A 24,345-nucleotide genomic window follows, 5' to 3' on the forward strand; every position below is an offset into this window, starting at 1 on the left:
CGCCCGTCCGTCCCGGCGGCGCAACGGCCACTCCCGCCGGTCGAGCCGAGCGCCTCGCCACAGCGCTCGCCGCCGCGGCGTTCGCCACCGCCCGGACCCGGCCGTAGAGTGTCCGCAGCGTGTCCTCCTGGTGCGTTCACACCGGTTTCGACGCGTTCGCACGGCTTTGCCGTCTCCGTGAGGGGCTGCCCGGTCAGGCTCCGCCGGCGGCCGTGGTGCGCGGGGCGCGGGCCGGTGCCGGCCCCGGGAAGGGAGCGGACCGTGCGTGAGATCCTCCCGACGCTGGCCGCCTGGTACACGGCCGGGATCCCGTTCGGGCTGGCCACGGTGGTCGAGGTCAGCCGCAGCGCGCCGCGCGGGCCCGGGGCGGCGATGGCCGTGGGCCCGGACGGAGAGGTCGTGGGCAGTGTCTCCGGGGGGTGCGTGGAGGGCGCCGTGTACGAACTGGCGCGGGAGGTCGTGGCGAGCGGCGAGCCGCGGCTGCGGGCGTTCGGATTCAGCGACGAGGACGCGTTCGCGGTCGGGCTGACCTGCGGAGGCGAGATCACCCTGCTGGTCCGGCCGGTCACCGCGGTCTCCGATCCGGCGTTCGGCGCGGTCGCCGTGTCGGTCGCCGCGGGCGAGCCGGTGACCATGGCCACGGTGGTGGACGGTCCGGCCCCGCGCGGCGCCACCCTCGCCGTCTGGCCGGACCGGGCGGCCGGCACCCTCGGCGCGCGCGGCCTGGACGTCGCCGTCACGGCGGACGCACGGGGCGAACTCGCCCTCGGCGCCTCGCTCCCGCGGCACTACGGCCCGCGCGGGGAACGCCGCGAGGACTCGGTGACCGTGTTCCTCCAGTCGTTCGCGCCGCCCCCGCGCATGCTGGTCTTCGGCGCGATCGACTACGCGGCGGCGGTGGCCCGCATCGGCGGCTTCCTCGGATACCGGGTGACCGTCTGCGACGCCCGGCCGGTCTTCGCCACCGCCGAACGGTTCCCGGCGGCCGTCGAGGTGATCGTGGACTGGCCGCACCGGTACCTGCGCGCCACCGCGACCGACGACCGCACGGTGATCTGCGTCCTCACCCACGACCCGAAGTTCGACGTACCGCTGCTGGAGGAGGCGTTGCGCCGGCCTGCCGCCTACATCGGGGCCATGGGCAGCCGCAGGACCCACGAGGAGCGGCGCGCCCGCCTGTCGGAGGCCGGGCTCACCGAGGCCGAACTGTCCCGGCTGCGCTCGCCGCTCGGCCTCGACCTCGGCGCCCGTACGCCCGAGGAGGTCGCGGTGTCCGTCGCCGCCGAGATCGTCGCCCTGCGCTGGGGCGGCAGCGGCGCGCCCCTGACGTCGACCGCCGGGGCCATCCACGCGGCCACCGCGCGCTGACCGCGCTTCACCGTCCCCGCCCCGGCCGCCCGTCGGGCGCTTCGCCGGACGCCGCCGACGCGTTCCGCCCGTCGAACACTATGAACACAACGCCCGGGCCATGGCTCCGGTCCCGGCCCGCTCCCTAGCATCGCCGCGGACGGCGCGACGCCGCGCCGACAAGCGCCGACAAGCGCCGACAAGGACAGGGAGCCGAGCCTTGGACAGGTCGAGAACCCCCGCGCGGATCCGCCGTACGGGCCGCCGTCGTACCGGACTGCTCGCCGCGCTGGCGGCGACCCTCGCCGCCGCCTTCACCGGGGCCCCCGCCGCACAGGCGCGGACCGCTGCGCCGGCCGCCGTCCCGTGCCCGGCGGAGCTCGCGGGCAGGGCGGCCTGTTACACCGGCCAGGACGCGCACGGCGCCTACTACGCCCTCGCCGTCCCCGAGCACTGGAACGGTTCCCTGGTCGTGCACGCCCACGGCGGCCCGGACCTCGGCACCGGCTCGGACCCGGCACGCAGCGTCGACGACCTGGCCCGCTGGTCGGTGATGGTGAAGGAGGGCTACGCCTGGGCGGGTTCGTCCTACCGCAGGGGCGGCTACGGCACCCGGATGGCCGCGGAGGACACCGAGACCGTGCGCCGGCTGTTCGTCGAGAACTTCGCGAAGCCGCGGCGGACGTACGTGCACGGCCAGTCCTGGGGCGGTGACGTCGCCGCCAAGGTCGTCGAGGTGTACGGCGGTCGGGGCGGACCGTACGACGGGGCGCTGCTCACCAGCGGGGTCCTCGGCGGCGGGTCCCGGGGCTACGAGTACCGCGTCGACCTGCGCGTGGTCTACCAGTACTACTGCCGCAACATGCCGCGGCGGACCGAGCCGCAGTACCCCCTGTGGCAGGGGCTGCGCGCGGACTCCACGCTGACGACGGCCGGACTGCGTGCCCGGCTCCAGGAGTGCACCGGCTACGCGTCGGCCCCGCAGGAGCGCACCGCCCTCCAGCAGCGCAACCTGGACGACATCCTCGCCGTCACCGGGGTGCCCGAGCGGACCCTGGAGTCGCATCTGCGGTTCGCGGTGTTCACGTTCCGGGACATCGTGCGCGACCGGCTGGGCGGCCGCAATCCGTTCTCGGACCGGGGCGTGCGGTACTCGGGTTCGCACGACGACAAGGCACTCAACGCCGGGGTCGAGCGGTTCGCCGCCGATCCGACGGCCGCTCGCGACCTGTCCTACGACGGCGACCTCACCGGCCAGGTGTCGATCCCGGTGCTCACGCTGCACGCGATCGACGATCCGACGGCGTTCGTGGAGCACGAGGCGGCCTACCGCGACACCCTGCGCGGCGCGCACCGGGACCGGCATCTGGTGCAGACGTTCAGTCACGAGTCCGAGCACAGCGCGCTGAGCGACGCGGAGTACGCCGACTCGATCGCCGCGCTGGACGGCTGGGTGCGCACGGGCAGGAAGCCGACGCCCGGGTCGATCGCGGCCGCGTGCGCCGCGTTCGACCGGGTCTACGCCACCGGCTGCTTCTACGACCCGGCCTTCCGTCCCGCCTCGTACGCCTCCCGGGTCCGCCCCCGGCCGGGCGGACTGCGCTGGCCCGCCATGTCCGCGGCGCAGGAGAAGCGGTGGAGCCGGATCGGCGGGGTCGGGATCGCGCCCTGACGGTTCGCCTCAGCGCGGCGGCAGCCGGTGCAGGGTCACCTCGGTGAGCGCGCCGTCGGCCACGGTCGCGGTGAGGTAGGTGCAGTGCGGCTGCCGGCGGCGGTCGGTGGGCGAGCCGGGGTTGAGCAGCCGCAGACCGCCCGGCGCGGTGGTGTCCCACGGGATGTGGCTGTGCCCGAAGACCAGGACGTCCAGGTCCGGGAAACGGGCGGCGCAGCGGGTCTCGCGGCCCTGGGCGGCGCCGGTCTCGTGGATCACGCCGAAGCGCAGGCCGCCGAGGTCGGCGTGGGCGACCTCGGGGAGCCGGGCGCGCAGACCCGGACCGTCGTTGTTGCCGTACACCGCGATCAACCGGCGGCTGCGGCTCGTCAGCAGGTCGAGGGTGGCCTCGTCGACCCAGTCGCCGGCGTGGATGACGACGTCGGCGCGCGGCAGTTCGGCCAGCAGACGGTCCGGGAGCCGCTTGGCGCGCACCGGGAGGTGTGTGTCGGAGGTGAGGAGCAGGCGCACGGGAGAAGCGTAGCGGGCCTGGTCCAGATCTTCAGTTTCAACTTAACAGTTGCGACTGGACAGTCGCCGCTGTCGGTCCTAGGGTGGCCGCATGGTTCAGATCTCGGACTCCGCGACCCGTACGGCGCGCGACCTGCGCGTGGCGTTCAGCAGACTGCGCCGCCGTATCCGGGAGGTCGCGCAGGACGCGGACCTCACCCCGTCCCAGGAGTCGGCCCTGACCCTGGTCGCCAAGCACGGCGCCGCCACGGCCAGCGCGCTGGCCTCCGCCGAGGGGGTGCGGCCGCAGTCGATGGCGACCACGCTGACCGCCCTCGACCAGCAGGGTCTGATCCGCCGCAGCCCCGACCCCACCGACGGCCGCCGCCAGCTGGTCACCCTCACCGAGGCCGGGCAGGCCCGCGTCGAGGGCAACCGGCAGGTGCGCGACGAGTGGCTGGCCCGTGCCTTCGAGGAGCGCTACACCGAGGAGGAACGCCAGACCCTGCGCACCGCGTTCGACCTGCTGGAACGGCTCTCGCGACCGTGATACCGAGGCTCGCGGGACGCACCCCGCAGGACACCCGCCCCGCCCCCGACGGCTTCGACCGGCGACTGATCGCGCCGATGGTCCTCGGTTCCGTGCTGAACCCGATCAACTCGTCGATGATCGCCGTGGCGCTGGTGCCGATCGGCATCGCCTTCGGCGCGCCGCCCGCCGAGACGGTGTGGCTCGTCACCGCGCTCTACCTCGCGACCGCCGTGGGACAGCCGGTGATCGGGCGGCTGGTGGACATGTACGGACCGCGGCGGCTGTATCTCGCCGGGACGGGTCTGGTCGGGGTCGCCGGGCTGATGGGCGCGCTGGCGCCCTCGCTGGGCGTGCTGATCGCGGCGCGTGTGCTGCTCGGGTTCGGTACGTCGGCCGCGTACCCGGCGGCGATGCGGCTGACTCGCAGCGAGGCCGAGCGGACCGGGAAGGACAGTCCGGCCGGGGTGCTGACCGCGCTCGCGGTGTCCGCGCAGACCGTGGCGGTGATCGGCCCGACGCTCGGCGGTCTGCTGATCGGAGCCGGCGGCTGGCACCTGGTGTTCACCGTGAACGTCCCGCTCTCCGCCGCGTGTCTGGTCCTCGGGGTCAAGTGGCTGCCGCGTCCGCGGACCACGGCCGGCCGCCGGAGCACGGACCTGCCCGGCATGGCCCTCTTCGCGGTCCTGCTGATCTCGCTGATGCTGTTCCTGATGGGCCCGAGGGCCGACCGCTGGTACCTGCCCGTCCTGACCCTCCTGGCGGCCGCCGCCTTCGCGGCCCGGGAGCTGCGGGTCACGGACCCGTTCGTCGACCTGCGGGTCCTCGGCGGCAACGTGCCGCTCATCGTCACCTACGTGCGCCAGTTCCTCGCCTACACCACCTCCTACGCCTTCCTGTACGGCTACACGCAGTGGCTGGAGCAGGGCCGCGGCCTCAGCGCCTCCACCGCCGGGCTCGCGCTGCTGCCGCTGTCGGCCGCCGCGCTCGTCACCGCCACGCTCACCGGCCGCCGGGAGGCCGTCCGCGCCAAACTGCTCCTCGGTTCCGTACTGCAGATCGCGGGCTGCGCGGCCCTGCTGCTGGTCGGCGCCGGCAGTCCGGTGTGGCTCCTGCTGGCGGTCGGCGCGCTGCTCGGCGTCCCTCAGGGGCTGCTCGGGCTCGCCGCGCAGACCGCGCTGTACCGGCAGGCCGACCCGGAGCGCATCGGCTCGGCCGCCGGGCTGCTGCGCACCTTCATGTACCTCGGCGCGCTGGGCGCCTCCGCCGCCACCGCGGCGTTCTACCCGCACCGCGCCGACACGGGCGGCCTGCACGGCCTCGCCCTGTTCATGCTCGCCGGCTCCGCACTGCTGCTGGCGATCACCCTGCCGGACCGCTCCCTGGCCCGGCTCACCCCCCAACCCCGTCAAGCCCCCCGAAAGGCCTGATCCACCCCATGTCTTTGAGCACGCTCGACCCGCGTACCGCCCTCGTCGTCATCGACCTCCAGCAGGGCATCGTGGGCATGCCCACCCAGCCGTACACCGGTGCCGAGGTCGTGGCCCGCAGCGTCGAGCTCGCCGACGCCTTCCGCGCCCAGAACCTGCCCGTGGTCCTGGTCCGGGTGTCCTTCGCCGGCGACGGCGCCGACGCCGTCCCCGGCCGTACCGAGCGCCAGCCGCGCGGTCTCGCCTTCCCGGAGGGCTGGGACGTCGTCGTCGACGAACTCTCCGGCCACGACGGCGACATCCTCGTCACCAAGCACAACTGGAGCGCCTTCCACGGCACCGCCCTGGACGACCAGCTGCGCCGCCGGGGGGTCACCCAGATCGTCCTCACCGGCATCGCCACCAGCATCGGTGTGGAGTCCACCGCCCGTGACGCCTACGCGCACGGCTACCACGTGACCCTCGCGACCGACGCCATGGCCGACGCCGACCCCGAGGCGCACCGCGGCAGTGTGGAGCGGATCTTCCCGCGGCTGGGCGAGTCGGGCAGCACGGCCGAGGTCCTGGAGCTGCTCGCCAAGACGCACGGCTGAGCAGGCCTCTTGACGGTTAACTGACCCTTCGCGACCCGGTCTTGACCAAGGTGTGGCAGACACCCGAGGGCAGGACCGGGTTAGCATTCGGCCACGTAGACATGCCGTCCAGGGGAACGGACGGCTTATCCAGGGGGCTAGGAAGCCGGATGCCGGTCAAGGTCAGCGTTGTCGTCCCTGTATACAATCCTGGGCCCTACATCGAGGACTGCGTCGCCTCGGTGCTGCGGCAGTCACTGCCGCGCGACGAATACGAAGTGATCTTCGTGGACGACGGCTCCAGCGACGGGACCCCGGCCCGGCTCGACGCGCTCGCCGCCGAGTACCCGCACGTCCACGTCATCCACCAGGAGCCCTCCGGCTGGTCCGGCAAACCGCGCAACGTCGGTATCGAGGCCTCCCGCGGCGAGTTCGTGATGTTCGTCGACAACGACGACTTCCTCGGCGACGAAGCCCTGGAGCGGATGTACGACTACGGCGTCGCGAACGAGGCCGACCTGGTCGTCGGCAAGATGGCGGGCAAGGGCCGCCCGGTGCCGGTGGAACTGTTCCGCCGCAACCACCCGCGGGCCACCGTCGAGAACGCCCCGCTGATGGACAGCCTCACCCCGCACAAGATGCTGCGACGGTCCTTCCTGGACCGCACCGGACTGCGCTTCCCCGAGGGCAGGAGGCGGCTGGAGGACCACGTCTTCGTCGCCGAGGCGTACCTGCGCGCGTCGAACATCTCCGTGCTCAGCGACTACGTCTGCTACTACCACCTCAAGCGCGAGGACGCCTCCAACGCGGGCTTCCAGCGTTTCGACCCGGTCGGCTACTTCGCCAACCTGCGCGAGGCCCTCGACGTCGTCGAGCGCTACACCGAGCCCGGCGCCAGACGGGACAGGATGTTCCGGCGCTGGCTCCGCAACGAGATGGGCGAGCGGCTGCGCGGCAACCGGTTCCTCGCGCTGCCCGACGACTACCGCAGGGAGCTCTTCGACGAGATCCACAAGGTGATCGCCGAACGCATGGGGCCCGCCGTGTTCGCCCTGCTGGACCCGGCCCACCGGGTGGTCACCGAACTGGCCGGCGCCGGCCGCTACGAGGACGTGCTCGCCCTCGCTCGGTGGGAGGCGTCCATCGTCCCCTCGACGGCCGTGGAGGGCGTCACCTGGGACGGCGGCGCCCTGAGGATCGGCTTCTCCGCCGAGTACAGCGCGGACGGCGCGCCCAGGACCTATCCGGCCGACGCCGGCGTGGTGCCGCCGGACGGCCCGCCCGCGACCGTCGCCGACGCCGTCGCGTGGCTGGACGCCGGTACCGTCGAGCGCTTCGGAAAGGCCAAGGCCGACCTGATGGTGCGCGAGCGCGAGACCGGCGCGCAGTTCTTCCAGCCGGTCTCGGTCACCCGCGAGAAGGTGCCCGTCCAGGACGCGCCCGGCCGGGTCCGGCTCGTGGTCAGGGTCACGGCCACCGTCGACCCGGCCACCGCCGCCGGCGGCACCCCGCTGGGGGCCGGGCTGTGGGACGCGTACGTCCGGTTGGGCATCGGCGGGTGGAACCGGGAGCACCGGCTGTTCCCGGTGTCCGGGGAGCCGCGCCCCGCGCTGCCGTCACCGGGTGTGATCGGCGGGCACCGGGTGCTGCCGTACTGGACGGTGAAGGACAGCTTCGCGCTCGACGTCGACAGGGCGGGCAAGCGGCTGGGCCTCGGCACGCTGCGGGCCGGGGACTTCACCGTGCCGGGCGACCGGCTGCACGCGGTGCTGCCCATCCACGTCGTGGACGACGTCAAGGCGTTGGTCCGGCTGACCGGCCCGGCACCCGCGGCGGAGGTGCTGGAGGTACCGGCCACGCTGTCGCCCGCCGAGGGCGGCGGCGCGGTGCTGGACGCCCCGCTGCCGGTGCGTTCGCTCGGCAAGGGCCGCTGGCGGCTCGCCCTGTGCCCGGTCGCGGACGCGCCCGAGCCGCGCTTCTTCGCGCTGCCGCTCGTCGTCCACGACTCCCCCGCGGGACCGAAGGTGGCCGAGGACAGGCCGGGCGCGGCGCGCCGCTTCGTCCGCAGGCTGCCGCTGCCGGTGCGCCGCGCCCTGGTCAGGGCGTTCGGCAAGGGCAGGCCCGCACTACTGGAAGGCGAGTAGGAACCGTGCGACCGCTGGACATCGAAGGCGCCTGGGTCCTGGAGCCCAAGGTCTTCCCCGACGACCGGGGCAGCTTCCACGAGTGGTTCAGGGCCGGGGAGTTCCGTGCGGCCCTCGGCTACGACCTCGACCTCGCGCAGGCCAACTGCTCGGTCTCGCGGCGGGGCGTGCTGCGCGGCGTGCACTTCGCCGACCTGCCGCCGAGCCAGGCGAAGTACGTCAAGTGCGTGCGCGGGGCGGTGCTGGACGTCGTCGTGGACATCCGCGTCGGCTCCCCCACGTTCGGCCGCTGGGAGGCGGTCCGGCTGGACGAGGAGAACCGGCACGCCGTGTTCCTCGCGGAGGGTCTCGGGCACGCGTTCATGGCACTGACCGACGACGCCACGGTGGTGTACCTCTGCTCGGCCGGGTACGCGCCGGGCCGTGAGCACGGCATCGACCCGCTCGATCCGGAGCTGGGCATCGAGTGGCCCGAGGGTCTCGAGCCGGTGCTGTCGGACAAGGACGCCGAGGCACCGTCCCTGGCCGAGGCGGAGGCGTCGGGACTGCTGCCGTCGTACGCGGACTGCCTGGCCCACTACGAACGTCTGCGGGCCTGACGACGCCCGCCGAAGCCTCGGGGGGCCGGGCGGTGGCCCGGCCCCCCGAGGGTGAGCGGTGTCAGGACTTGGCGTAGCGCTGCTTCAGCGCGCTGCGCTTGTTGCTGCCCTCGGCATTCCGGCCCTTTTCGATGATCACCAGGTTGTGGTAGAAGTGCACGCCGACCACATTGAGGTCGGTGTACGTCGGCTGGTAGTTCTCGGTCACGAATTCCTCGTAATTCAGTCCGTCCGTCAGCCGCTTCAGCATTCCCATACTGGTGTGGGCCGCGTCGAGATCCTCACTGCCCTGCCATTCGGGCCAGTACGACGACTGCGTGTCCTCCACGACATAGATGCCACCGTCCTTGAGCCGCGGGAAGAGCGTGGCGAACGTCGTGAGCACATGCGGACTCCGATGACTGCCGTCGTCGATGATGACGTCGAGTTCACCGATCTTGTCGGCGATCGAGTTCAGGGACGACGGGTCGGACTGGTCCCCGATGAACGTCGTGATGCGGTCCTCGTCGACGAATGACTTGTCCTGGATGTCCATTCCGAAAATCTGCGCCTTCGGGAAGAACTGCTTCCACATGCGCAGGGACGCACCGCCCTGACCTGGCCTGTTGTAACCGCCGATGCCGATTTCGAGCAGGTTGAACGACTCGTTCCTCAGGTGTCCCAGATGGCGCTGGTAGTGCTGCGTGTAGCGGTGCGCCCCCCACTTGTCCGTCTTGAAGTGCTGGGCGAGTTTGTTGAGATCACCGGAGATCGCGTCGAGCCCCGTCGGCTTGGCCGGCGCGGCCGGCCGGGCGGACAGGCGCCGCTTCAGTCGTCGCAGGACCCGCACATTCTTCTCACCCAGCACGGACTTCACGGTCGCTCGCATCGACATCGCGGGACAAATCCTTTCCCTACCCGACCCACAAGACATTCAAAGCATCATCGTAGTGAAGCGGCGCCATCCACAAGGGCCGAACGCGAAGGCTCATGAAAAGGCTCGGCGGGCCGGCGCCATTTCAATACACCGGGGCGTCTTTCGTGGACATCTCCGCACGGATGTGGGGCAGTCCCTCCGCGAGAGCCTCCCGCCAGTCCCGCGGCGGCCGCAGACCGACCTCGGCCCACCGGCCGTGGCCCAGGACGCTGTAGGCGGGACGGGGCGCCGGCCGGACGAACGCCGCACTCGTGGTGGGGCGCACCCGCCCCGGGTCGGCGCCGAGCAGCCGGAACACCTCGCGGGCCAGCTCGCACCAGGTGGCCGCGCCCGAACTGGTCCCGTGGAAGACGCCGTGCGCGCGGCCGTCCCGGCCGATCCGGGGGCCGAGGTCGGCGATCCGGGCGGCCAGGTCGGCGCTCCAGGTCGGCTGGCCACGCTGGTCGTCGACGACGTCGAGGGTGTCCCTGTCGGCCTCCAGCTCGGTCATCGTGCGCACGAAGCTCCTGCCGTGCGTGCCGTACAGCCAGGCCGTGCGGACCACCGCGCTCGCGCCCGGCAGCTCGGTGAGCACGGCCCGCTCGCCGGCGAGCTTGGTCCGGCCGTAGGCCGTGCGCGGACCGGTGGGGTGGTCCTCGGGGTACGGCGTGGTGCGGGCGTCGCCGTCGAAGACGTAGTCCGTGGAGACGTGCACCAGACGGGCACCGTGCCGGGCGGCGGCGCGGGCCAGCAGGCGCGGGCCCTCGCCGTTGATCAGCAGGGCCCGCTCCTCGTCGGTCTCGGCGTCGTCGACGGCCGTGTAGGCGGCGCAGTTGACCACCAGGTCGGGCCGGTGCGCGGCGAACGCCGACTCCACCGAGTCGGCACCGGTGACGTCGAGGCCCGCGTGCCCGAGGGCCACCACCTCCGCGCCCCGGCGGGTGAGTTCGGCGGCCATGTCGTGCCCGAGCATGCCGTCCGCGCCGGCGACCAGCCACTTCATCAGTGCTTCTCCTGCTCCTCGCGGGACTTCCGAGCGGCACGCTCCTTGAGCGGCTCCCACCAGTCGCGGTTGTCCCGGTACCAGGCGACGGTGGCGGCGAGGCCGGAGGGGAAGTCGTGCTTCGGCGTGTAGCCGAGCTCGTCGTGGATCTTGCTCCAGTCGACGGAGTAGCGCTGGTCGTGGCCCTTGCGGTCGGTGACGTGGTCCACCCGCTCCCAGCCCGCGCCGCAGGCCTCCAGGAGCAGGCCGGTGAGCTCCTTGTTGCTGAGTTCGGTGCCGCCGCCGATGTTGTAGACCTCGCCGGCCCGGCCGCCGGTGCGGACCAGGTCGACGCCCTGGCAGTGGTCCTCGACGTGCAGCCAGTCGCGGACGTTGCTGCCGTCGCCGTACAGGGGCACGTTCGCGCCGTCGAGGAGGTTGCTCACGAAGAGCGGGACGACCTTCTCGGGGAACTGGTGCGGCCCGTAGTTGTTGGAGCAGCGGGTGACGCGCACGTCCAGGCCGTGGGTGCGGTGGAAGGCCAGCGCGAGCAGGTCGGAGGAGGCCTTGGAGGCGGAGTACGGCGAGTTCGGCCGGAGCGGGTGGCTCTCGGGCCAGGAGCCGGTCTCGATGGAGCCGTAGACCTCGTCGGTGGAGACGTGCACGAACGGGCCGACGCCGTGCCGCAGGGCCGCGTCCAGCAGGGTCTGGGTGCCGACCACGTTGGTGCGGACGAACGCGCCGGCCCCGTCGATGGAGCGGTCCACGTGCGACTCGGCGGCGAAGTGCACCACCTGGTCGGCCTCGGACATGAGCTTGTCGACCAGCTCGGCGTCGCAGATGTCGCCCCGCACGAAGGTCAGACGCGGGTGCGACGCGGGCAGGTTGGTCAGGGTGCCCGCGTAGGTGAGCTTGTCCAGCACGGTGATGTGCGGCGCGTCGGGGCCGTCGGCGGCGAGCAGGCCGTGGACGTACGTGGAGCCGATGAAGCCGGCCGCGCCGGTGACGAGGAGGTTCATGAACGGATCTGCACCTTGCTGTGGTCGCCGAGGACGAGGCGGTGGGCGCTGGGGGTACCGGTCGCCGGGGTCACCTCGACGTGCCGGCCGATCAGCGAGGACTCGATCCTGCCCACCCCGTCGATGGAGGAGTCCCGCAGCACGATGGAGAACTCCAGCTCACTCTCGGTGATCCGGCAGTCCTCGGCGATCGAGGTGAAGGGGCCCACGTAGGAGTCGCCGACGACGGTCCCGGCGCCGATCACGGCCGGGCCGACGATCCGCGAGTTGGTGACGCGGGCGCCCGCCTCGACGACCACCCTGCCGACGATCTCGCTGGCCTCGTCCACCTCGCCGTCGATGCGCGGCTCCAGGCTCTCCAGGACGGCCCGGTTGACCTCCAGCATGTCGACGACGTTGCCGGTGTCCTTCCAGTAGCCCTCGATCACCGTGGAGCGCACGTCGGCCCGCCGGTCGATGAGGTGCTGGATGGCGTGGGTGATCTCCAGTTCGCCGCGCCAGGACGGCTCGACGGCGCGCACGGCGTCGTGGATGGCGGGCGTGAACAGGTAGACGCCGACCAGCGCGAGATCGCTCTTGGGCTCCTGGGGCTTCTCCTCCAGGCCCACCACCTGCCCTTCGGCGTCGAGTTCGGCGACACCGAAGGCTCTCGGGTTCGGCACGTGGGTGAGCAGGATCTGCGCGTCGGGCCGGGTCTCGCGGAACTCGTCGACCAGTCCGCTGATCCCGCCGACGATGAAGTTGTCGCCGAGGTACATGACGAAGTCGTCGTCGCCCAGGAAGTCCCGCGCGATCAGTACCGCGTGGGCCAGGCCGAGCGGTCGTTCCTGGGGGATGTAGGTGACGTCGAGGCCGAACTTCGAGCCGTCGCCGACCGCTTCCTGGATCTCGGCGGCGGTGTCGCCGACGATCATCCCGATCTCGGTGACGCCCGCAGCGGCGAGGGATTCGAGCCCGTAGAACAGCACGGGCTTGTTGGCCACCGGCACGAGCTGCTTCGCCGAAGTGTGGGTGATCGGCCGAAGTCGCGTGCCGGCACCGCCTGATAGCACCAGAGCCTTCATTCGCTACACCCTATAGGTGAACATCCGGTTGAGCGGTTCTTCTGATTTCCGGATGGGTTACGACAGTATGGCCTCGGCGCGGACGGCATGCGGCCGCGGGGTGCCTCGAGCGGTTCAGGAGTCCTGCGGCCCCTTCGCCGCCCGTTCCACCTCCGCCTCGACCTCGGACCGCGGCCGGCCCTCGTCGCGGGCGTACTCGTTCACCGCGGTCAGTTCGTCGCGGGCCAGGTCGCGCCAGGCGCGCAGGGCGGTCTCGTAGGTCTCGGACTGGGCGCCGCCCGGCTGCTGGAGGGCCGGCGGTCCGTAGGCGTCCCGCAGTTCCAGGACCTGCTCGTGGGCCGCGTCGGCCGCGCGGTGCTTCGCCACGAGTTCGTCGAAGGTGTGTGCCACATCAAGGACATTAGGGACGGTCGCCGCTCACCGCCTCCCGAGACCGCCGGCGCCCCGCTCCCCCGGCCCCCGCCGCCCCGCCCGCCCGGCCTCCGGCGGCCCGCCTCCCGCGACCGTCAGTCCGGTGGCCGGTCCTGCAGGACGAGGTCCGCCCACACCTGCTTGCCGCCGCTGACCGGCACGGTCCCCCAGGCGTCCGACATGGCCTCCACCAGCACGATCCCGCGTCCGCCGGTGGCCTCCCAGCCGATGCTCGCGGGCTTCACCGGGCTGCGCGGCGAGGCGTCGGCGACGGCGACCCGCAGCCGGTGGTCGACCAGGGTCAGATCCAGCCGGACCGGGCCGTCGGTGTGGATCAGGGCGTTGGTGACGAGCTCGGAGACGACCAGCAGGCCCGCGTCCATGGCGTCGTCGGTGATGCCCCAGGAGCGCAGGGTGCGCTTGCTGAAGCGACGCGCGTGCCGGGCCGCCTCCGGGACCCGCCACACCGTCCAGGTCTCCCGCAGCGGGCGCACGGCCATGCCGTCGTACCGCATCAGCAGCAGGGCGACGTCGTCGGCGCGGCGGGCGTCGGCGAGCAGCGCGTCCGCGACCAGGCCGAGGTGGGAGGGGTCGGCCGCGCCGAGGTTCCGGGCGAAGTGCCGCATGCCTTCGTCGATGTCCGCGTCGGGGGACTCGACCAGGCCGTCGGTGGTCAGCGCCAGCAGGGCACCGGGGCGCAGGCTGAGCTCGGTCATGGGGAAGTCGGCCTGGGCCAGCACCCCCAGCGGGAGTCCGCCGTCGGTCCGGCAGACCTCGGTGCTGCCGTCCGGGTGCCGCAGGACCGGCGGCAGGTGTCCGGCCCGTACGCACCACGCGGTGCCGGCCTCCATGTCGACGTCGACATAGCAGCAGGTGGCGAAGAGATCGCTCTCCATGTCCATGAGGAGGCGGTTGGCCAGCGAGACGACCACGTCGGGGGTGTGCCCCTCGGTCGCGTAGGCACGCAGCGCGGTGCGCATCTGGCCCATCAGGGTGGCGGCCGCGGCGCTGTGGCCCTGGACGTCCCCGATGACCAGGGCCACGTGGTTGTCGATGAGCGGGATCACGTCGTACCAGTCGCCGCCGACCTCCAGGCCCGCGGTGGTGGGCAGGTAGCGGGCGACCGCGAGGCCGCCGGGCAGCCGGGGAAGCCTGCGGGGCAGCAGGGCACGCTGGAGCATGCCGACGAGTTCGTGTTCGGCGTCGAAGGCGTGCGCGCGCATCAGGGCCTCGCCGGCGAGGCCGGCGGAGGCGGTGAGCAGGGCGCGTTCGTCGGGACCGAAGTCGTGCGGGCTGTCCCAGCCGATCAGGCAGGCGCCGGCCATCCGGCCGCCGGCGGGCAGCGGGAGGACGGCCAGCCCGCCGGGGCCGACCTCGGCGAGGGCGGGTTCCAGGGTGGTCGGCGCGGGCCAGATGCGGGGGCGGCCCTCGCGCAGGACGGCGGCCAGGGTGGGCATCGAGCGCACCGGCGCGTCGGGCCACTCGGTGCGCCATTCACTGCGCCACAGCTCCGGCCAGGACTCCGCGTCGGGCGGGTCCAGGACGGTGACGACGAGGCGTTCGTTCTCCAGTTCGGCCAGGGCGATGCGGTCGGCCTTGAGCGGTCCGCGCAGGGCGGTGACGACGGCCTGGCCGACGTCCTTGACGGTGCCGGCGGTGGCGAGCGCGGCGGCGAGACGCTGCACCCGGGCCACGTCGGTGACGTCGGAGCGCAGGGTGGAGGCGTCGGCGACGGTGCCGGCCAGCCGGGCCGGGCGCCCGTCGGCGGCCGGCACCATGCGGCCGCGCAACCGGAGCCAACGCGGTGCGCCCGAGGGCTGGAGGATCCGGAACTCCAGCTCGCGGTCGCCGATGGACATGTGGTCGGCCTCGACGACGGACATCAGGGCGGGCACGTCCTCGGGCACCGTGCGGCCCAGCAGCGTCTCGACCTTGCCGTCGAACTCGTCCCGGCTCATGCCGAAGAGGCCGAGGATGCCGTCGCCGATCTCGATCCGGCCGGTGTCCATGGCAAGGCTGAACGCGTCGGCGGGCAGCTCACCGGTGTCGGAGACGGTCGGCAGCGGGGCGGGCAGCGCGATCGCGCCGGCGATCAGTTCCAGGCAGGCGCGGTCCTCGGGGTCGAACCCGCCCTCCCGTTCGCTGATCACGGCCAGGAGTCCGGCGCGGCCCGAGACCGGCAGGACCCCGAGCGAGAACTCCGAGGACGGGGTCCGTCGGGCGTCCGGGCAGTCGGCCACTTCCTCGGGGCCCAGCCAGCGGGTCCGGCCGGTGAGGTGGGCCTCGGCGGCCGGGGACTGGCCCACGGCGGGATAGGCGTCGCGCAGCCCGAAGCAGGTGCGGGGCAGTCCCGCCGACTCCGCCAGCCGCAGTACGGAGCCGTCGTCGCACGGCGTGTAGACCCCGGCGAACGAGGCACCCGCGAACACCAGGGCCTGTTCGAGGACGCGGCGGAGCCAGTCGGGTGCGCCGGGATCGCCCGTGAGCGTTTCGAGGGCGATTTCGGCGCGCTCCGTTCTGATTCCGCGTACCGCAGCGCCCTCACTGACCACGCCGCCATTACAGCGCTAATGAGCCGTCCGCGCAGCCCCTGTGACCGTTCCGTGGAGGCCGTCGGTCCGTTGTGCTCGAAAGGTACCGAACATGACGTGCCCCGCGTCTTCCGACGACGGCCCCGGCGGGCGGCTCCACGGCCCGCGCGGTGTTCCGGCCCGGCCCGGAACACCGGTCCTCCGGTCGGCGACGACCCCTCGGCCGCGCCCGGGCACGCGGGCGCGGCCGGGTACGCGGGCGCGGCCGGGTACGCGGGCGCGCCCTGGTGCACGGCGGCGCACCGGCACACGGCCGTGCCCGGCTGCACGACGGTGCCCGGGCACCTGGTCTCACCCGGGCGCAAGGCCCGGACCGGCGTACGGGCCGGTGCCGGTGCCGCTGCCGCTCTCGCCGTGCGCCCGTCGCCGCCAGGAGGGAGTCTTGACCCCGAGGACGCGAGGCGCGGCCGGACGAGGAGGTGGTCGGGCGTGTCCGACGGAATGGGGGCCCCTCCCGCGCCGACGGCGTCGGACCCGAGGGAGTCGGCGGCCGACGCGCCCCGGTCCGGTCGGCCGCCGCTGCTGTCGCTCGCGCTGGCCTCGTTGATGGACGAGGTCCAGGCGCACTCCGGCGCGGTCTACCTCCTCGCCGCCGACGAACCGGTCCTGGAGATGGCGGTGACCGCCGGGCTGCCCCGGGCCTTCGTGGCGCCCTGGGAGCGGGTCGGGCTGAGCACGCCCATCCCGGTGGCGGAGGCGGTCCGTGAGCGGCGCCTGGTGTGGGTGGGCGGCGAGGAGGACATGGCCCGCCGGTTCCCGCGGATCTCGATGGTGCTGCCCTATCCGTTCGCCCTGGCCGCGCTGCCCGTGGCGACGGCGGACGCGGTGTACGGGGCGCTGTACGTGACCTGGCCCGGCTCTCATCCCACCGTGCTCTCCGACCGGGAGCGGGCGGAGCTGACCGCGGCGGCCGAGCGGCTGGCGAGGCGGCTGGCCCACGACGCCCACCGGCGCCGTTCGCCGCGGGCCGAGCCGGATCTGCTGGCGGCACCGGCGTCGGGGACGGCGGGCACGCTCGGTACGGTGGAGGCGGCCCGGATGGTGGGACGGCTGCCGTACGGGCTGGTCTCGCTCGACCTGCACGGCCGGGTCGTCTTCGCCAACCCGGCGGCGGCCGAGCTGCTCGGCGTGCGGACCGACGACCTCCTCGGCGTTCCACCGTGGGTGTCGGTGCCCTGGCTGAACGACCCGATGTACGAGGACCGTTACCGGGCGGCGCTGCTCAGTCAGCACGTGACGTCGTTCGTGGCGCTGAAACCGCCGGGCGACTGGCTGTCGTTCCGGATGTATCCGAGCACCACCGGGCTGACCACCCGGATCAGCCGGGCGCGTGCGGTCGCCGAGATGGTGGGGGCGCTGCCGCGCGCCGACGCGGCTCCCGGTTGCCGACTGGTCACCATCTCCCAGGTGCTGAGCCTGGCCGGGGCGCTGACGGAGGCCGTGGGGGTGCAGGACGTGGTGCAGCTGGTGGCCGACGAGGTGGCTCCGGCCGTCGGCAGCCAGGCACTGGTGGTCCTCGGGTCCCGGGCCGGACGGCTGCACGTCCTCGGGCAGCGCGGGTACGACGACCCGCGGACCGTGGAGCGGTTCGACGGCCTGCCGCTGGCCGAACGGACGCCGGGCACCCATGTCCTGAACACCGGTGTGCCCGCGTTCTTCGAGTCGAGGCAGCAGCTGGAGCGGCTGTACCCGGATCTCGACGGCTCCGCGGACGGGTTCGCCGCCTGGGCGTATCTGCCGCTGATCGCCTCGGGCCGGCCGGTGGGCACCTGTGTCCTCACCTACGCCGAACCGCACGTCTTCCCCGCCGACGAGCGCGCCGTGCTGACCAGCATCGGCGGACTCATCGCACAGGCCCTGGAGCGGGCCCTGCTCTACGACGCGAAGAACCAGCTGGCGCACGGTCTCCAGGCGGCCCTGCTGCCGCACTCACTGGCGCCGCCGCCCGGTATCGAGGCGGCCGCGCGTTACCTGCCCGCCATGCACGGCATGGAGATCGGCGGCGACTTCTACGACCTGGTGCCGACCCGCCCGCTGACGGCCGCGGTGATCGGGGACGTGCAGGGGCACAACGTGACGGCGGCCGGGCTGATGGGCCAGATCCGTACCGGGGTCCGGGCCTTCACCACCGTCGGGCAGGCTCCGGAGGAGGTGATGCGGAGCACCAACCGGCTCCTCATCGACTTCGGCGCCGATCTGTTCGCGAGCTGCCTGTATCTGCGGCTGGATCCGGCGCGGGGGCGGGCGGTGATGGCCAGGGCGGGGCATCCGCCGCCGTTGCTGAGGCGTCCCGACGGGCGGGTGCGGGTGCTGGACCTGGCCGGCGGCCCGCTGCTCGGCATCGACGCGGAGGCGACGTACCCGACCACCGAGGTGTCGCTGGCGCCGGGCTCGGTGCTGGCCCTCTACACGGACGGGCTGGTCGAGTCCCCGGGGGTGGACATCGAGGACGCGCTGGTCGATCTGGGCGAGTTGCTCGCGGAGAACGGCGACAAGCCGCTGGACAAGCTCGCCGACACGCTCGTGCGACACAGTGCGGCGGCGCAGGAGCGTGTCGACGATGTCGCGGTGCTCCTGCTCAGAGCATGCCCCGACAGCTGACGGACCCGGGAGGGGTCCGTGGTCCGGCCCTCCCGCCGGAGGGCCGGACCGTCCACCACCACCGGCCGGGTCGCCCGTCGCCGGCTTGAACGGCCGGCCGGGCGGCGGGTGGTGGGTGGTGGGTCAGCGGGACGACGAACCGTCGTTCACGCCGGTCCCGGACTGGTCGCCGGTCCCGGACTGGTCGCCGACGCCCGTCCCGTCACCCGTGCCCGTCCCGTCGCCCGCGCCGTTCTGGTCCCCGGCCGTCGCGGACGGGTCGGCGCCGCCGATCTGGTCGCCTCCGGCCTGGTCGCCGGCGCCGTTCTGGTCCCCGGCCGTGGCGGACGGGTCGGCCGTGGCACCGGCGTCACCGGCGCCCGCGTCACCGAGGGTCGCGCCGGTCGCCTGGAGCGCGGTGGTCACCGGCTGAAAGAAGGTCTCGCCGCCGGAGGTGCAGTCACCGCTGCCGCCTGAGGTCATGCCGACCGCGCCGCCGTCCTGGGTGAACAGCGAGCCGCCGCTGTCGCCGGCCTCGGCGCAGACGTCGGTCTGGATGAGGCCCGTGACGGTGTCGACGCCGTTCGGGTCGGTCTCGCTCTGGAAGTTCACGGTGGCGTCGAGGCCGGTGACCTGGCCGTCGTGCAGACCGGTGGTGGAGCCCATCCGGAACACGGTCTCGCCGACCGTGGCGTCGACGGCCTGGTTGATGGCGACGGTCTGGCCGTTGCCTATGTTGACCTCGCTCGGCGCCTGGGTGGTGGCGTCGTTGTACTTGACGAGCGAGAAGTCACCCTCGCCGGGGAACTGCGCCTGGTCCACGGTGGCGATCGGCTGGCCGGTCTCGGAGTCGGACCAGTCCTTGGCCGCGACCCCGCAGTGACCTGCCGTCAGGAAGGCGGGGCTGCCGTCCGAGGCGGTCACGTTGAAGCCGAGGGAGCAGCGGACGGTGCCGTCGGCGACCTGGGAGAAGATCGCGTCGCCGCCGGAGACGAGGGGCTTGAAGGTGCCCGACGATTTCTTGAGGGTCGCCATGTCCGAGCCGAGGCCCCGCACCGTCGACTGCAGCGTGTCCCACTGGGAGCCGGTGACGGTGGAGTCGGCGGAGACGACCACCTTGTTGGTCCTCGGGTCGACGGCCCACGCCGTGCCCGGGATGGTCGCCTTCGCCTTCAGTGTGCCGGCGACCGCCGCCAGCGCGGAGTTGCTGTTCCGCACCTGGCGGACGACCGCGCCTGCCTGCTCCGCCTGGACGACCGTGTTGTCGTCGCCGTTGACGACGTTGACGACGAGCTGGTGCTTGCCGCTGTCGTAGTAGGAGCCGGCGAAGGCCTGGCCGAGCAGGCCCTGGAGCTGTGCGGCGAGGCCCGAGGCGTCGCTCGCCGACTTGAGCGTCCTGGGAGCGGCGCCGGCGCCGGAGGCGTCGTCCTGGGACGCGTTGGCCATGGGCAGCAGAAAGGCCGCAGCTCCGAGCGCCGCGACTCCGCCCACGGCGATTGCGGCCTTGCGCTTCGGAATTCGCTTGTGACTCAAACTTCTCGACCTCCAAGGGACGGAGTGACCGCCGTGTTCGGGCGGTCGTTCGTGAGCGGCGCCTGGATGGCCTTAGGTACGGCCGGGTCACGTGGTGCGTTCAATTCCGGTTCCCAACTTCCTGCGGCCGCCGGTGAATCGGCCATGCCGCGCGGCTCCCGGTGCGGTTGCGCGTGCCGTGCCGCGGGCCCGGGAACAATCCCCCATATGACGATGAGCAGTGCCGAGGCCGACAAGATCCTCTCCGCCAACTTCGCCCCCTGGGTGCTCGATCTCGGGCTGTCCGTCGAAACGGTCGGCGAGGACCGGGCCGTTCTGCGTCTGCCCTGGTCGGACCGCTTGTCGCGGGAGGGCGGCGGGCTGTCGGGGCAGGCGCTGATGGCGGCGGCCGACACGGCGACGGTGATCGCGGTGTCGGTGGCCCGGGGCGGTTTCGTGCCGATGACGACGGTCCAGCAGTCGACGTCGTTCCAGCGCGCGGTGACCGGTTCGGATGTCCTGATCGAAGCGGTGCTCGGCAGGCTCGGCCGCCGCATGGCGTTCGCCGACATCACGATGCGCGACGAGCGGTCGGGGTCGGTGGCGGCCCGGGCGAGCACGGTCTACGCACTCCTCGGGTGAGAGCCGCGGCCCGGACCGACACGGTCGGGCGCCGACCGGTCACGGTCGGTGGCGATCGCCTACCGGAATCCTTGCTTCAGGGAATCTGCACATCCAATACCCAAGCGGGTCACGGAGTGCGGCGGATCTGCACAACCGCGCGCCCCGTGCCGCGCCTTTGGCGCGGAGTGCCGGATTCGGTGCCGGCAGGGCAAGCCGTGCGACTGCGACGAAGTCGCGCGGTGTGTGAAGGAGTCGCCGACAAGACGTGCCCGCGCGTGCACGGATCAGCACCTCTGCGACGCAAGTGCCCAGGTGGGACGGTTGATTGATTGGATGCCCGGACCGGGGGCGTGCTTTGATCCATCGCACCGCAAGGCCGCCAGGATCTCCCGGTGACGGGCGTCCGGCGCCTGCGGTCGCGGCCATCCGTACCGTCCCCTCAGGGCCGTTGGGGGGCCGCTCTCCCCCTTGTGAATATCCATATGAAGGGAAGTTCCATCATGAACTCCACCCCCCAGGTTGAGACCGTCGAGATCTCCGACGCCGAGCTCGACAACGTCTCCGGCGGCCTGGCCGTGAACGCCCTCGGCACCGTCACCGGCCTGGTGGACGGCGTTGCCCCGGTTTCCGGCCTGCTCAACACCGCTGTCGGCACCGTCGAGGGTGTCACCGGCCTGAACACCCAGCCGGTCACCAACCTGGTCGCCGGTATCTGAGCGCACCACGTTGCCGCTGAGTCCCGGAGCCGTACCGCGGCCCCGGGGCTCTCGGGCGTTTTGAGGCACCCCTGAAACGCCCCCTGAAGCCACCCCCTTTCACCAGCGTCTCTCCCACAGGTGAGGGAAGTTCCGTGCAGTTCCGCCAACAGGCCCTCGCCAAGCTCCAGTCACCGGAGGAGCTCGACCTCCCGGTGCGCTTCGCCCGTCCGCAGGGCTGGCTCGCGCTCTCCGTCTCCGTCGTCGTGATGGCGGCGGCGTCGGTGTGGGCGGTGACCGGTTCGGTCGCCTCCACGGTGAGCGCCGAGGCCATCCTCACCCACGGCCAGGGCAGCTACATCCTGCAGAGCCCGGTCGCCGGACAGGTCACGGCCGTCCTCGCCGGGCAGGGCGACCGGCTGCCGGCCGGCGCCCCCGTCCTGAAGGTGCACACGAGCCAGGGCGACTCGATCGTGCGCACCGTCGCCGCGGGCCGGATCAGCGCGCTCGCCGCCACCATCGGGCAGATCATCCGGACCGGTGCGAACGTCGCCGCCGTGGAGAAGATCGCGCACGCCTCGGACCCGCTGTACGCGACGGTCTACGTCCCCGCCGAGAACGCCTCGGCCATCCCCGCGGACGCCCCGGTCGACCTCACCGTGTCCTCGGTGTCGACCCAGGAGTACGGAGTGCTGCGCGGCCATGTGAAGGCGGTGGACCGCGCCGCCCAGTCGGCCCAGTCGATCTCCGCGTTCCTCGGGGACGACCAGCTCGGCGAGCAGTTCACCAGGAAGGGCCGCCCGGTCGCGGTCCTGGTGAGGCTGGATCCGTCGCACAGCACGAAGAGCGGCTACAAGTGGTCCTCGGCGGACGGACCGCCGTTCGCGCTCGACTCCATGACCCCGGCCTCGGGTTCCATCCGGCTGGCCGACCAGCACCCCGTCGATTGGCTGCTCCCGTGACCACCGCCCAGGACACCCAGGAGACCCGCGGCCGCAGACGCGCCGCGCCGCCCAAGCGGCCGGTGCCCAAGGGCCGTGGCCGCACCGTCCGCACCCCCAGCGTGCTCCAGATGGAGGCCGTCGAGTGCGGCGCCGCCTCCCTGGCCATGGTGTTGGGCCACTTCGGCCGCCATGTCCCGCTGGAGGAGCTGCGGATCGCCTGCGGTGTCTCCCGCGACGGCTCGCGCGCCAGCAACCTGCTGAAGGCGGCGCGCGGTTACGGTCTGACGGCCAAGGGCATGCAGATGGACCTGGCCGCCCTCGCCGACGTACAGGGACCGGCCATCCTGTTCTGGGAGTTCAACCACTACGTCGTCTTCGACGGCATGGGCCGCCGCCTGGGCCGCCGCGGCGTGTACATCAACGACCCCGCCAAGGGCCGCCGGTTCGTGCCGATGGAGGAGTTCGACGGCGGCTTCACCGGTGTCGTGCTGATCCTGGAGCCGGGCGACGGCTTCGAGCGGGGCGGCCGCAGGCCCGGTGTCCTCGGCGCGATGCCGGCCCGGCTGCGCGGCACCGCGGGCACCATGCCGGCGGCGGTGCTGGCCAGTCTGCTGCTGGTGGTCGTCGGCGCGGCGGTGCCCGCGCTGAGCCGGCAGTACATCGACATGTTCCTCATCGGCGGCCAGACCTCGCTGCTCACCGTGCTGTTCGCCGCGATGGCCACCTGCGTGCTGCTCACCCTCGCGCTGACCTGGCTGCAACAGGCGAACCTGCTGCACGGCCGGATCGTCTCCTCCACCCTGTCCAGCGCCCGCTTCCTGCGCCATCTGCTGCGGCTGCCGGTGACCTTCTTCTCCCAGCGCAGCCCGGCCGACCTGGTCCAGCGCCTGCAGTCCAACGACCAGGTCGCCGAGACCCTGGCCCGCGACCTGGCGGCGGCGGGCGTGGACGCCGTGGTCGTGGTGCTGTACGCGGTGCTCCTCTACACCTACGACGCGCAGCTCACCTTCCTCGGCATCGGCGTGGCCCTGCTGAACATCGTGGCCATGCGGTTCGTCGTACGGCTGCGTGCGACCCGGACGGCCAAGCTGCGCGCGGACACCGCGCGGCTCACCAACACCTCCTACACCGGCCTCCAGTTGATCGAGACGATGAAGGCGACCGGCGGTGAGGACGGCTACTTCCGCAAGTGGGCCGGACAGCACGCGAGCACGCTGGAGGAACAGCAGCGGCTCGGGGTGCCGAGCGCCTGGCTCGGGATGGTGGCCCCCACCCTCGCGACGCTCAACAGCGCGCTGATCCTGTGGATCGGCGGGATGCGGGCCGTCGAGGGCGGCATCTCGGTCGGCCTGCTGGTCGCCTTCCAGTCCCTGGTCACCCGCTTCACCGCCCCGCTGACCCGGCTGAACGGAGTGGCGGGCCGGATCCAGGACTTCGCGGCCGACGTGGCCCGGCTGAAGGACGTGGAGAACTTCCAGGCCGACCCGGTCTACGCGCGCCCCGGCGCCGGCGACTCCACCCGGCGGCTGCACGGCCACGTCGAGCTGGAGAACATCACCTTCGGCTACAGCCCGCTCGACAAGCCGCTGCTCACCGGGTTCGACCTGACCGTCGGTCCCGGCCGGCAGGTCGCCCTGGTGGGCGGCTCGGGCAGCGGCAAGTCGACGGTGTCCCGGCTGATCTCGGGCCTGTACGCCCCCTGGGAGGGCGTCATCCGCATCGACGGGCAGCGGCTGGAGGACATCCCGCGCGGCGCGCTGGCCGCCTCCGTCTCCTTCGTCGACCAGGACGTCTTCCTCTTCGAGGGCTCGGTGCGCGACAACGTGGCGCTGTGGGACCCCTCGATCCCGGACGAGGCGGTGGTGGAGGCGCTGCGGGACGCGGCCCTGTACGACGTGGTGGCGCGCCGGCCCGGCGGCATCCACAGCAGGGTCGAGCAGGACGGCCGCAACTTCTCCGGCGGCCAGCGTCAGCGCCTGGAGATCGCGCGGGCGCTGGTGCGCGGGCCGAGCATTCTCGTGCTGGACGAGGTGACCAGCGCGCTGGACGCCGAGACCGAGCTGACCGTCATGGAGAACCTGCGCCGGCGCGGCTGCGCCTGCGTGGTGATCGCGCACCGGCTGAGCACGGTCCGCGACAGCGACGAGATCGTCGTGCTCCAGCACGGCACGATCGTGGAACGCGGGCGGCACGACGCCCTGGTGGCACACGGCGGGGCGTACGCCGCGCTGGTCAGGGAGCGATGA

20 protein-coding genes are annotated in these 24,345 nt (G+C 72.7%); 12 read left to right on the forward strand and 8 right to left on the reverse strand.

Annotated features, from left to right (window positions below):
• Positions 1-261 precede the first annotated feature (261 nt).
• Both ACFY3I_RS08545 and ACFY3I_RS08550 read left to right on the forward strand, forming a co-directional pair.
• Positions 262-1,368 carry an XdhC family protein gene (locus tag ACFY3I_RS08545; RefSeq protein ID WP_390859955.1) on the forward strand — a complete coding sequence of 369 codons (1,107 nt, stop codon included), beginning with the start codon at positions 262-264 and terminating at the stop codon, positions 1,366-1,368.
• A 199-nt stretch (positions 1,369-1,567) separates the two neighbouring features.
• Positions 1,568-3,019, forward strand: a complete 1,452-nt coding sequence (locus tag ACFY3I_RS08550; RefSeq protein WP_390859956.1) for a hypothetical protein — start codon at positions 1,568-1,570, stop codon at positions 3,017-3,019.
• Between the two features lie 9 nt (positions 3,020-3,028).
• Here the strand turns inward: ACFY3I_RS08550 and ACFY3I_RS08555 are convergent, their stop codons facing one another.
• On the reverse strand, positions 3,029-3,529 hold the full coding sequence (locus ACFY3I_RS08555) for a metallophosphoesterase family protein (RefSeq protein WP_390859957.1): 501 nt from the start codon (positions 3,527-3,529) through the stop codon (positions 3,029-3,031).
• Positions 3,530-3,620: 91 nt separating this feature from the next.
• On the opposite strand from ACFY3I_RS08555, the gene ACFY3I_RS08560 reads away from it, so the two are divergent.
• From ACFY3I_RS08560 to rfbC, 5 genes are all read left to right on the forward strand, one after another.
• Positions 3,621-4,058 carry a MarR family transcriptional regulator gene (locus ACFY3I_RS08560; RefSeq protein ID WP_365289558.1) on the forward strand — a complete coding sequence of 146 codons (438 nt, stop codon included), beginning with the start codon at positions 3,621-3,623 and terminating at the stop codon, positions 4,056-4,058.
• Positions 4,055-5,467 carry an MFS transporter gene (locus ACFY3I_RS08565; RefSeq protein ID WP_390859958.1) on the forward strand — a complete coding sequence of 471 codons (1,413 nt, stop codon included), beginning with the start codon at positions 4,055-4,057 and terminating at the stop codon, positions 5,465-5,467. The genes ACFY3I_RS08560 and ACFY3I_RS08565 overlap by 4 nt, the downstream gene beginning before the upstream one ends.
• A gap of 8 nt (positions 5,468-5,475) precedes the next feature.
• Positions 5,476-6,060: an isochorismatase family protein gene (locus tag ACFY3I_RS08570; protein WP_365289556.1), complete on the forward strand. Its 585-nt coding sequence runs from the start codon at positions 5,476-5,478 to the stop codon at positions 6,058-6,060.
• Positions 6,061-6,209: 149 nt separating this feature from the next.
• Positions 6,210-8,183 carry a glycosyltransferase family 2 protein gene (locus tag ACFY3I_RS08575; protein ID WP_390859959.1) on the forward strand — a complete coding sequence of 658 codons (1,974 nt, stop codon included), beginning with the start codon at positions 6,210-6,212 and terminating at the stop codon, positions 8,181-8,183.
• 5 nt (positions 8,184-8,188) lie between these two features.
• A complete protein-coding gene (gene rfbC / locus ACFY3I_RS08580) occupies positions 8,189-8,782 on the forward strand; it encodes a dTDP-4-dehydrorhamnose 3,5-epimerase (protein WP_365289554.1) in 594 nt (197 codons plus the stop codon).
• Positions 8,783-8,843: 61 nt separating this feature from the next.
• Here rfbC and ACFY3I_RS08585 read toward each other — a convergent pair whose 3' ends face one another.
• The 6 genes from ACFY3I_RS08585 to ACFY3I_RS08610 all read right to left on the reverse strand — a co-directional run bounded on the left by ACFY3I_RS08585 (position 8,844) and on the right by ACFY3I_RS08610 (position 15,705).
• Positions 8,844-9,656, reverse strand: a complete 813-nt coding sequence (locus ACFY3I_RS08585) for a hypothetical protein (protein ID WP_390859960.1) — start codon at positions 9,654-9,656, stop codon at positions 8,844-8,846.
• A gap of 124 nt (positions 9,657-9,780) precedes the next feature.
• Entirely contained in the window at positions 9,781-10,680 is a 900-nt protein-coding gene (gene rfbD, locus ACFY3I_RS08590) for a dTDP-4-dehydrorhamnose reductase (protein WP_390859961.1), read from the reverse strand.
• Positions 10,680-11,678: a dTDP-glucose 4,6-dehydratase gene (gene rfbB / locus ACFY3I_RS08595; protein ID WP_390859962.1), complete on the reverse strand. Its 999-nt coding sequence runs from the start codon at positions 11,676-11,678 to the stop codon at positions 10,680-10,682. The genes rfbD and rfbB overlap by 1 nt, the downstream gene beginning before the upstream one ends.
• Entirely contained in the window at positions 11,675-12,742 is a 1,068-nt protein-coding gene (locus ACFY3I_RS08600; protein WP_390859963.1) for a glucose-1-phosphate thymidylyltransferase, read from the reverse strand. The genes rfbB and ACFY3I_RS08600 overlap by 4 nt, the downstream gene beginning before the upstream one ends.
• A 114-nt stretch (positions 12,743-12,856) precedes the next feature.
• Positions 12,857-13,132, reverse strand: a complete 276-nt coding sequence (locus ACFY3I_RS08605) for a hypothetical protein (protein ID WP_365289549.1) — start codon at positions 13,130-13,132, stop codon at positions 12,857-12,859.
• 116 nt (positions 13,133-13,248) lie between these two features.
• Positions 13,249-15,705, reverse strand: coding sequence for a SpoIIE family protein phosphatase (locus ACFY3I_RS08610; protein ID WP_390859964.1), 2,457 nt, complete (start codon positions 15,703-15,705; stop codon positions 13,249-13,251).
• Positions 15,706-16,185: 480 nt separating this feature from the next.
• Here ACFY3I_RS08610 and ACFY3I_RS08615 point away from each other — a divergent pair, with 480 nt between their 5' ends.
• Positions 16,186-18,345 (forward strand): SpoIIE family protein phosphatase, encoded by a 2,160-nt coding sequence (locus ACFY3I_RS08615; RefSeq protein WP_390860112.1) that lies wholly within the window; start codon positions 16,186-16,188, stop codon positions 18,343-18,345.
• 123 nt (positions 18,346-18,468) lie between these two features.
• Here ACFY3I_RS08615 and ACFY3I_RS08620 read toward each other — a convergent pair whose 3' ends face one another.
• Positions 18,469-19,857, reverse strand: a complete 1,389-nt coding sequence (locus ACFY3I_RS08620; RefSeq protein WP_390859965.1) for a S1 family peptidase — start codon at positions 19,855-19,857, stop codon at positions 18,469-18,471.
• A gap of 207 nt (positions 19,858-20,064) precedes the next feature.
• On the opposite strand from ACFY3I_RS08620, the gene ACFY3I_RS08625 reads away from it, so the two are divergent.
• From ACFY3I_RS08625 to ACFY3I_RS08640, 4 genes are all read left to right on the forward strand, one after another.
• Complete coding sequence (locus ACFY3I_RS08625) at positions 20,065-20,478, forward strand: PaaI family thioesterase (protein WP_390859966.1); 414 nt, start codon at positions 20,065-20,067, stop codon at positions 20,476-20,478.
• Positions 20,479-20,960: 482 nt separating this feature from the next.
• Entirely contained in the window at positions 20,961-21,176 is a 216-nt protein-coding gene (locus ACFY3I_RS08630) for a type A2 lantipeptide (protein WP_365289546.1), read from the forward strand.
• Between the two features lie 134 nt (positions 21,177-21,310).
• Positions 21,311-22,117, forward strand: coding sequence for an HlyD family efflux transporter periplasmic adaptor subunit (locus tag ACFY3I_RS08635; RefSeq protein ID WP_390859967.1), 807 nt, complete (start codon positions 21,311-21,313; stop codon positions 22,115-22,117).
• A 62-nt stretch (positions 22,118-22,179) separates the two neighbouring features.
• Positions 22,180-24,345 carry an NHLP family bacteriocin export ABC transporter peptidase/permease/ATPase subunit gene (locus ACFY3I_RS08640; RefSeq protein ID WP_390860113.1) on the forward strand — a complete coding sequence of 722 codons (2,166 nt, stop codon included), beginning with the start codon at positions 22,180-22,182 and terminating at the stop codon, positions 24,343-24,345.

This window comes from Streptomyces sp. NPDC001068, assembly GCF_042897315.1.
Lineage (GTDB): Bacteria > Actinomycetota > Actinomycetes > Streptomycetales > Streptomycetaceae > Streptomyces.

Excerpts from the sequence above, each read along its gene's own strand:
- ACFY3I_RS08560 (WP_365289558.1), top strand. The coding sequence starts at position 3,621 with ATGGTTCAGATCTCGGACTCCGCGACCCGTACGGCGCGCGACCTGCGC.
- ACFY3I_RS08570 (WP_365289556.1), top strand. The coding sequence starts at position 5,476 with ATGTCTTTGAGCACGCTCGACCCGCGTACCGCCCTCGTCGTCATCGAC.
- ACFY3I_RS08575 (WP_390859959.1), top strand. The coding sequence starts at position 6,210 with ATGCCGGTCAAGGTCAGCGTTGTCGTCCCTGTATACAATCCTGGGCCC.
- ACFY3I_RS08585 (WP_390859960.1), bottom strand. The coding sequence starts at position 9,656 with ATGTCGATGCGAGCGACCGTGAAGTCCGTGCTGGGTGAGAAGAATGTG.
- rfbD (WP_390859961.1), bottom strand. The coding sequence starts at position 10,680 with ATGAAGTGGCTGGTCGCCGGCGCGGACGGCATGCTCGGGCACGACATG.
- rfbB (WP_390859962.1), bottom strand. The coding sequence starts at position 11,678 with ATGAACCTCCTCGTCACCGGCGCGGCCGGCTTCATCGGCTCCACGTAC.
- ACFY3I_RS08600 (WP_390859963.1), bottom strand. The coding sequence starts at position 12,742 with ATGAAGGCTCTGGTGCTATCAGGCGGTGCCGGCACGCGACTTCGGCCG.
- ACFY3I_RS08615 (WP_390860112.1), top strand. The coding sequence starts at position 16,186 with ATGGGGGCCCCTCCCGCGCCGACGGCGTCGGACCCGAGGGAGTCGGCG.
- ACFY3I_RS08625 (WP_390859966.1), top strand. The coding sequence starts at position 20,065 with ATGACGATGAGCAGTGCCGAGGCCGACAAGATCCTCTCCGCCAACTTC.
- ACFY3I_RS08630 (WP_365289546.1), top strand. The coding sequence starts at position 20,961 with ATGAACTCCACCCCCCAGGTTGAGACCGTCGAGATCTCCGACGCCGAG.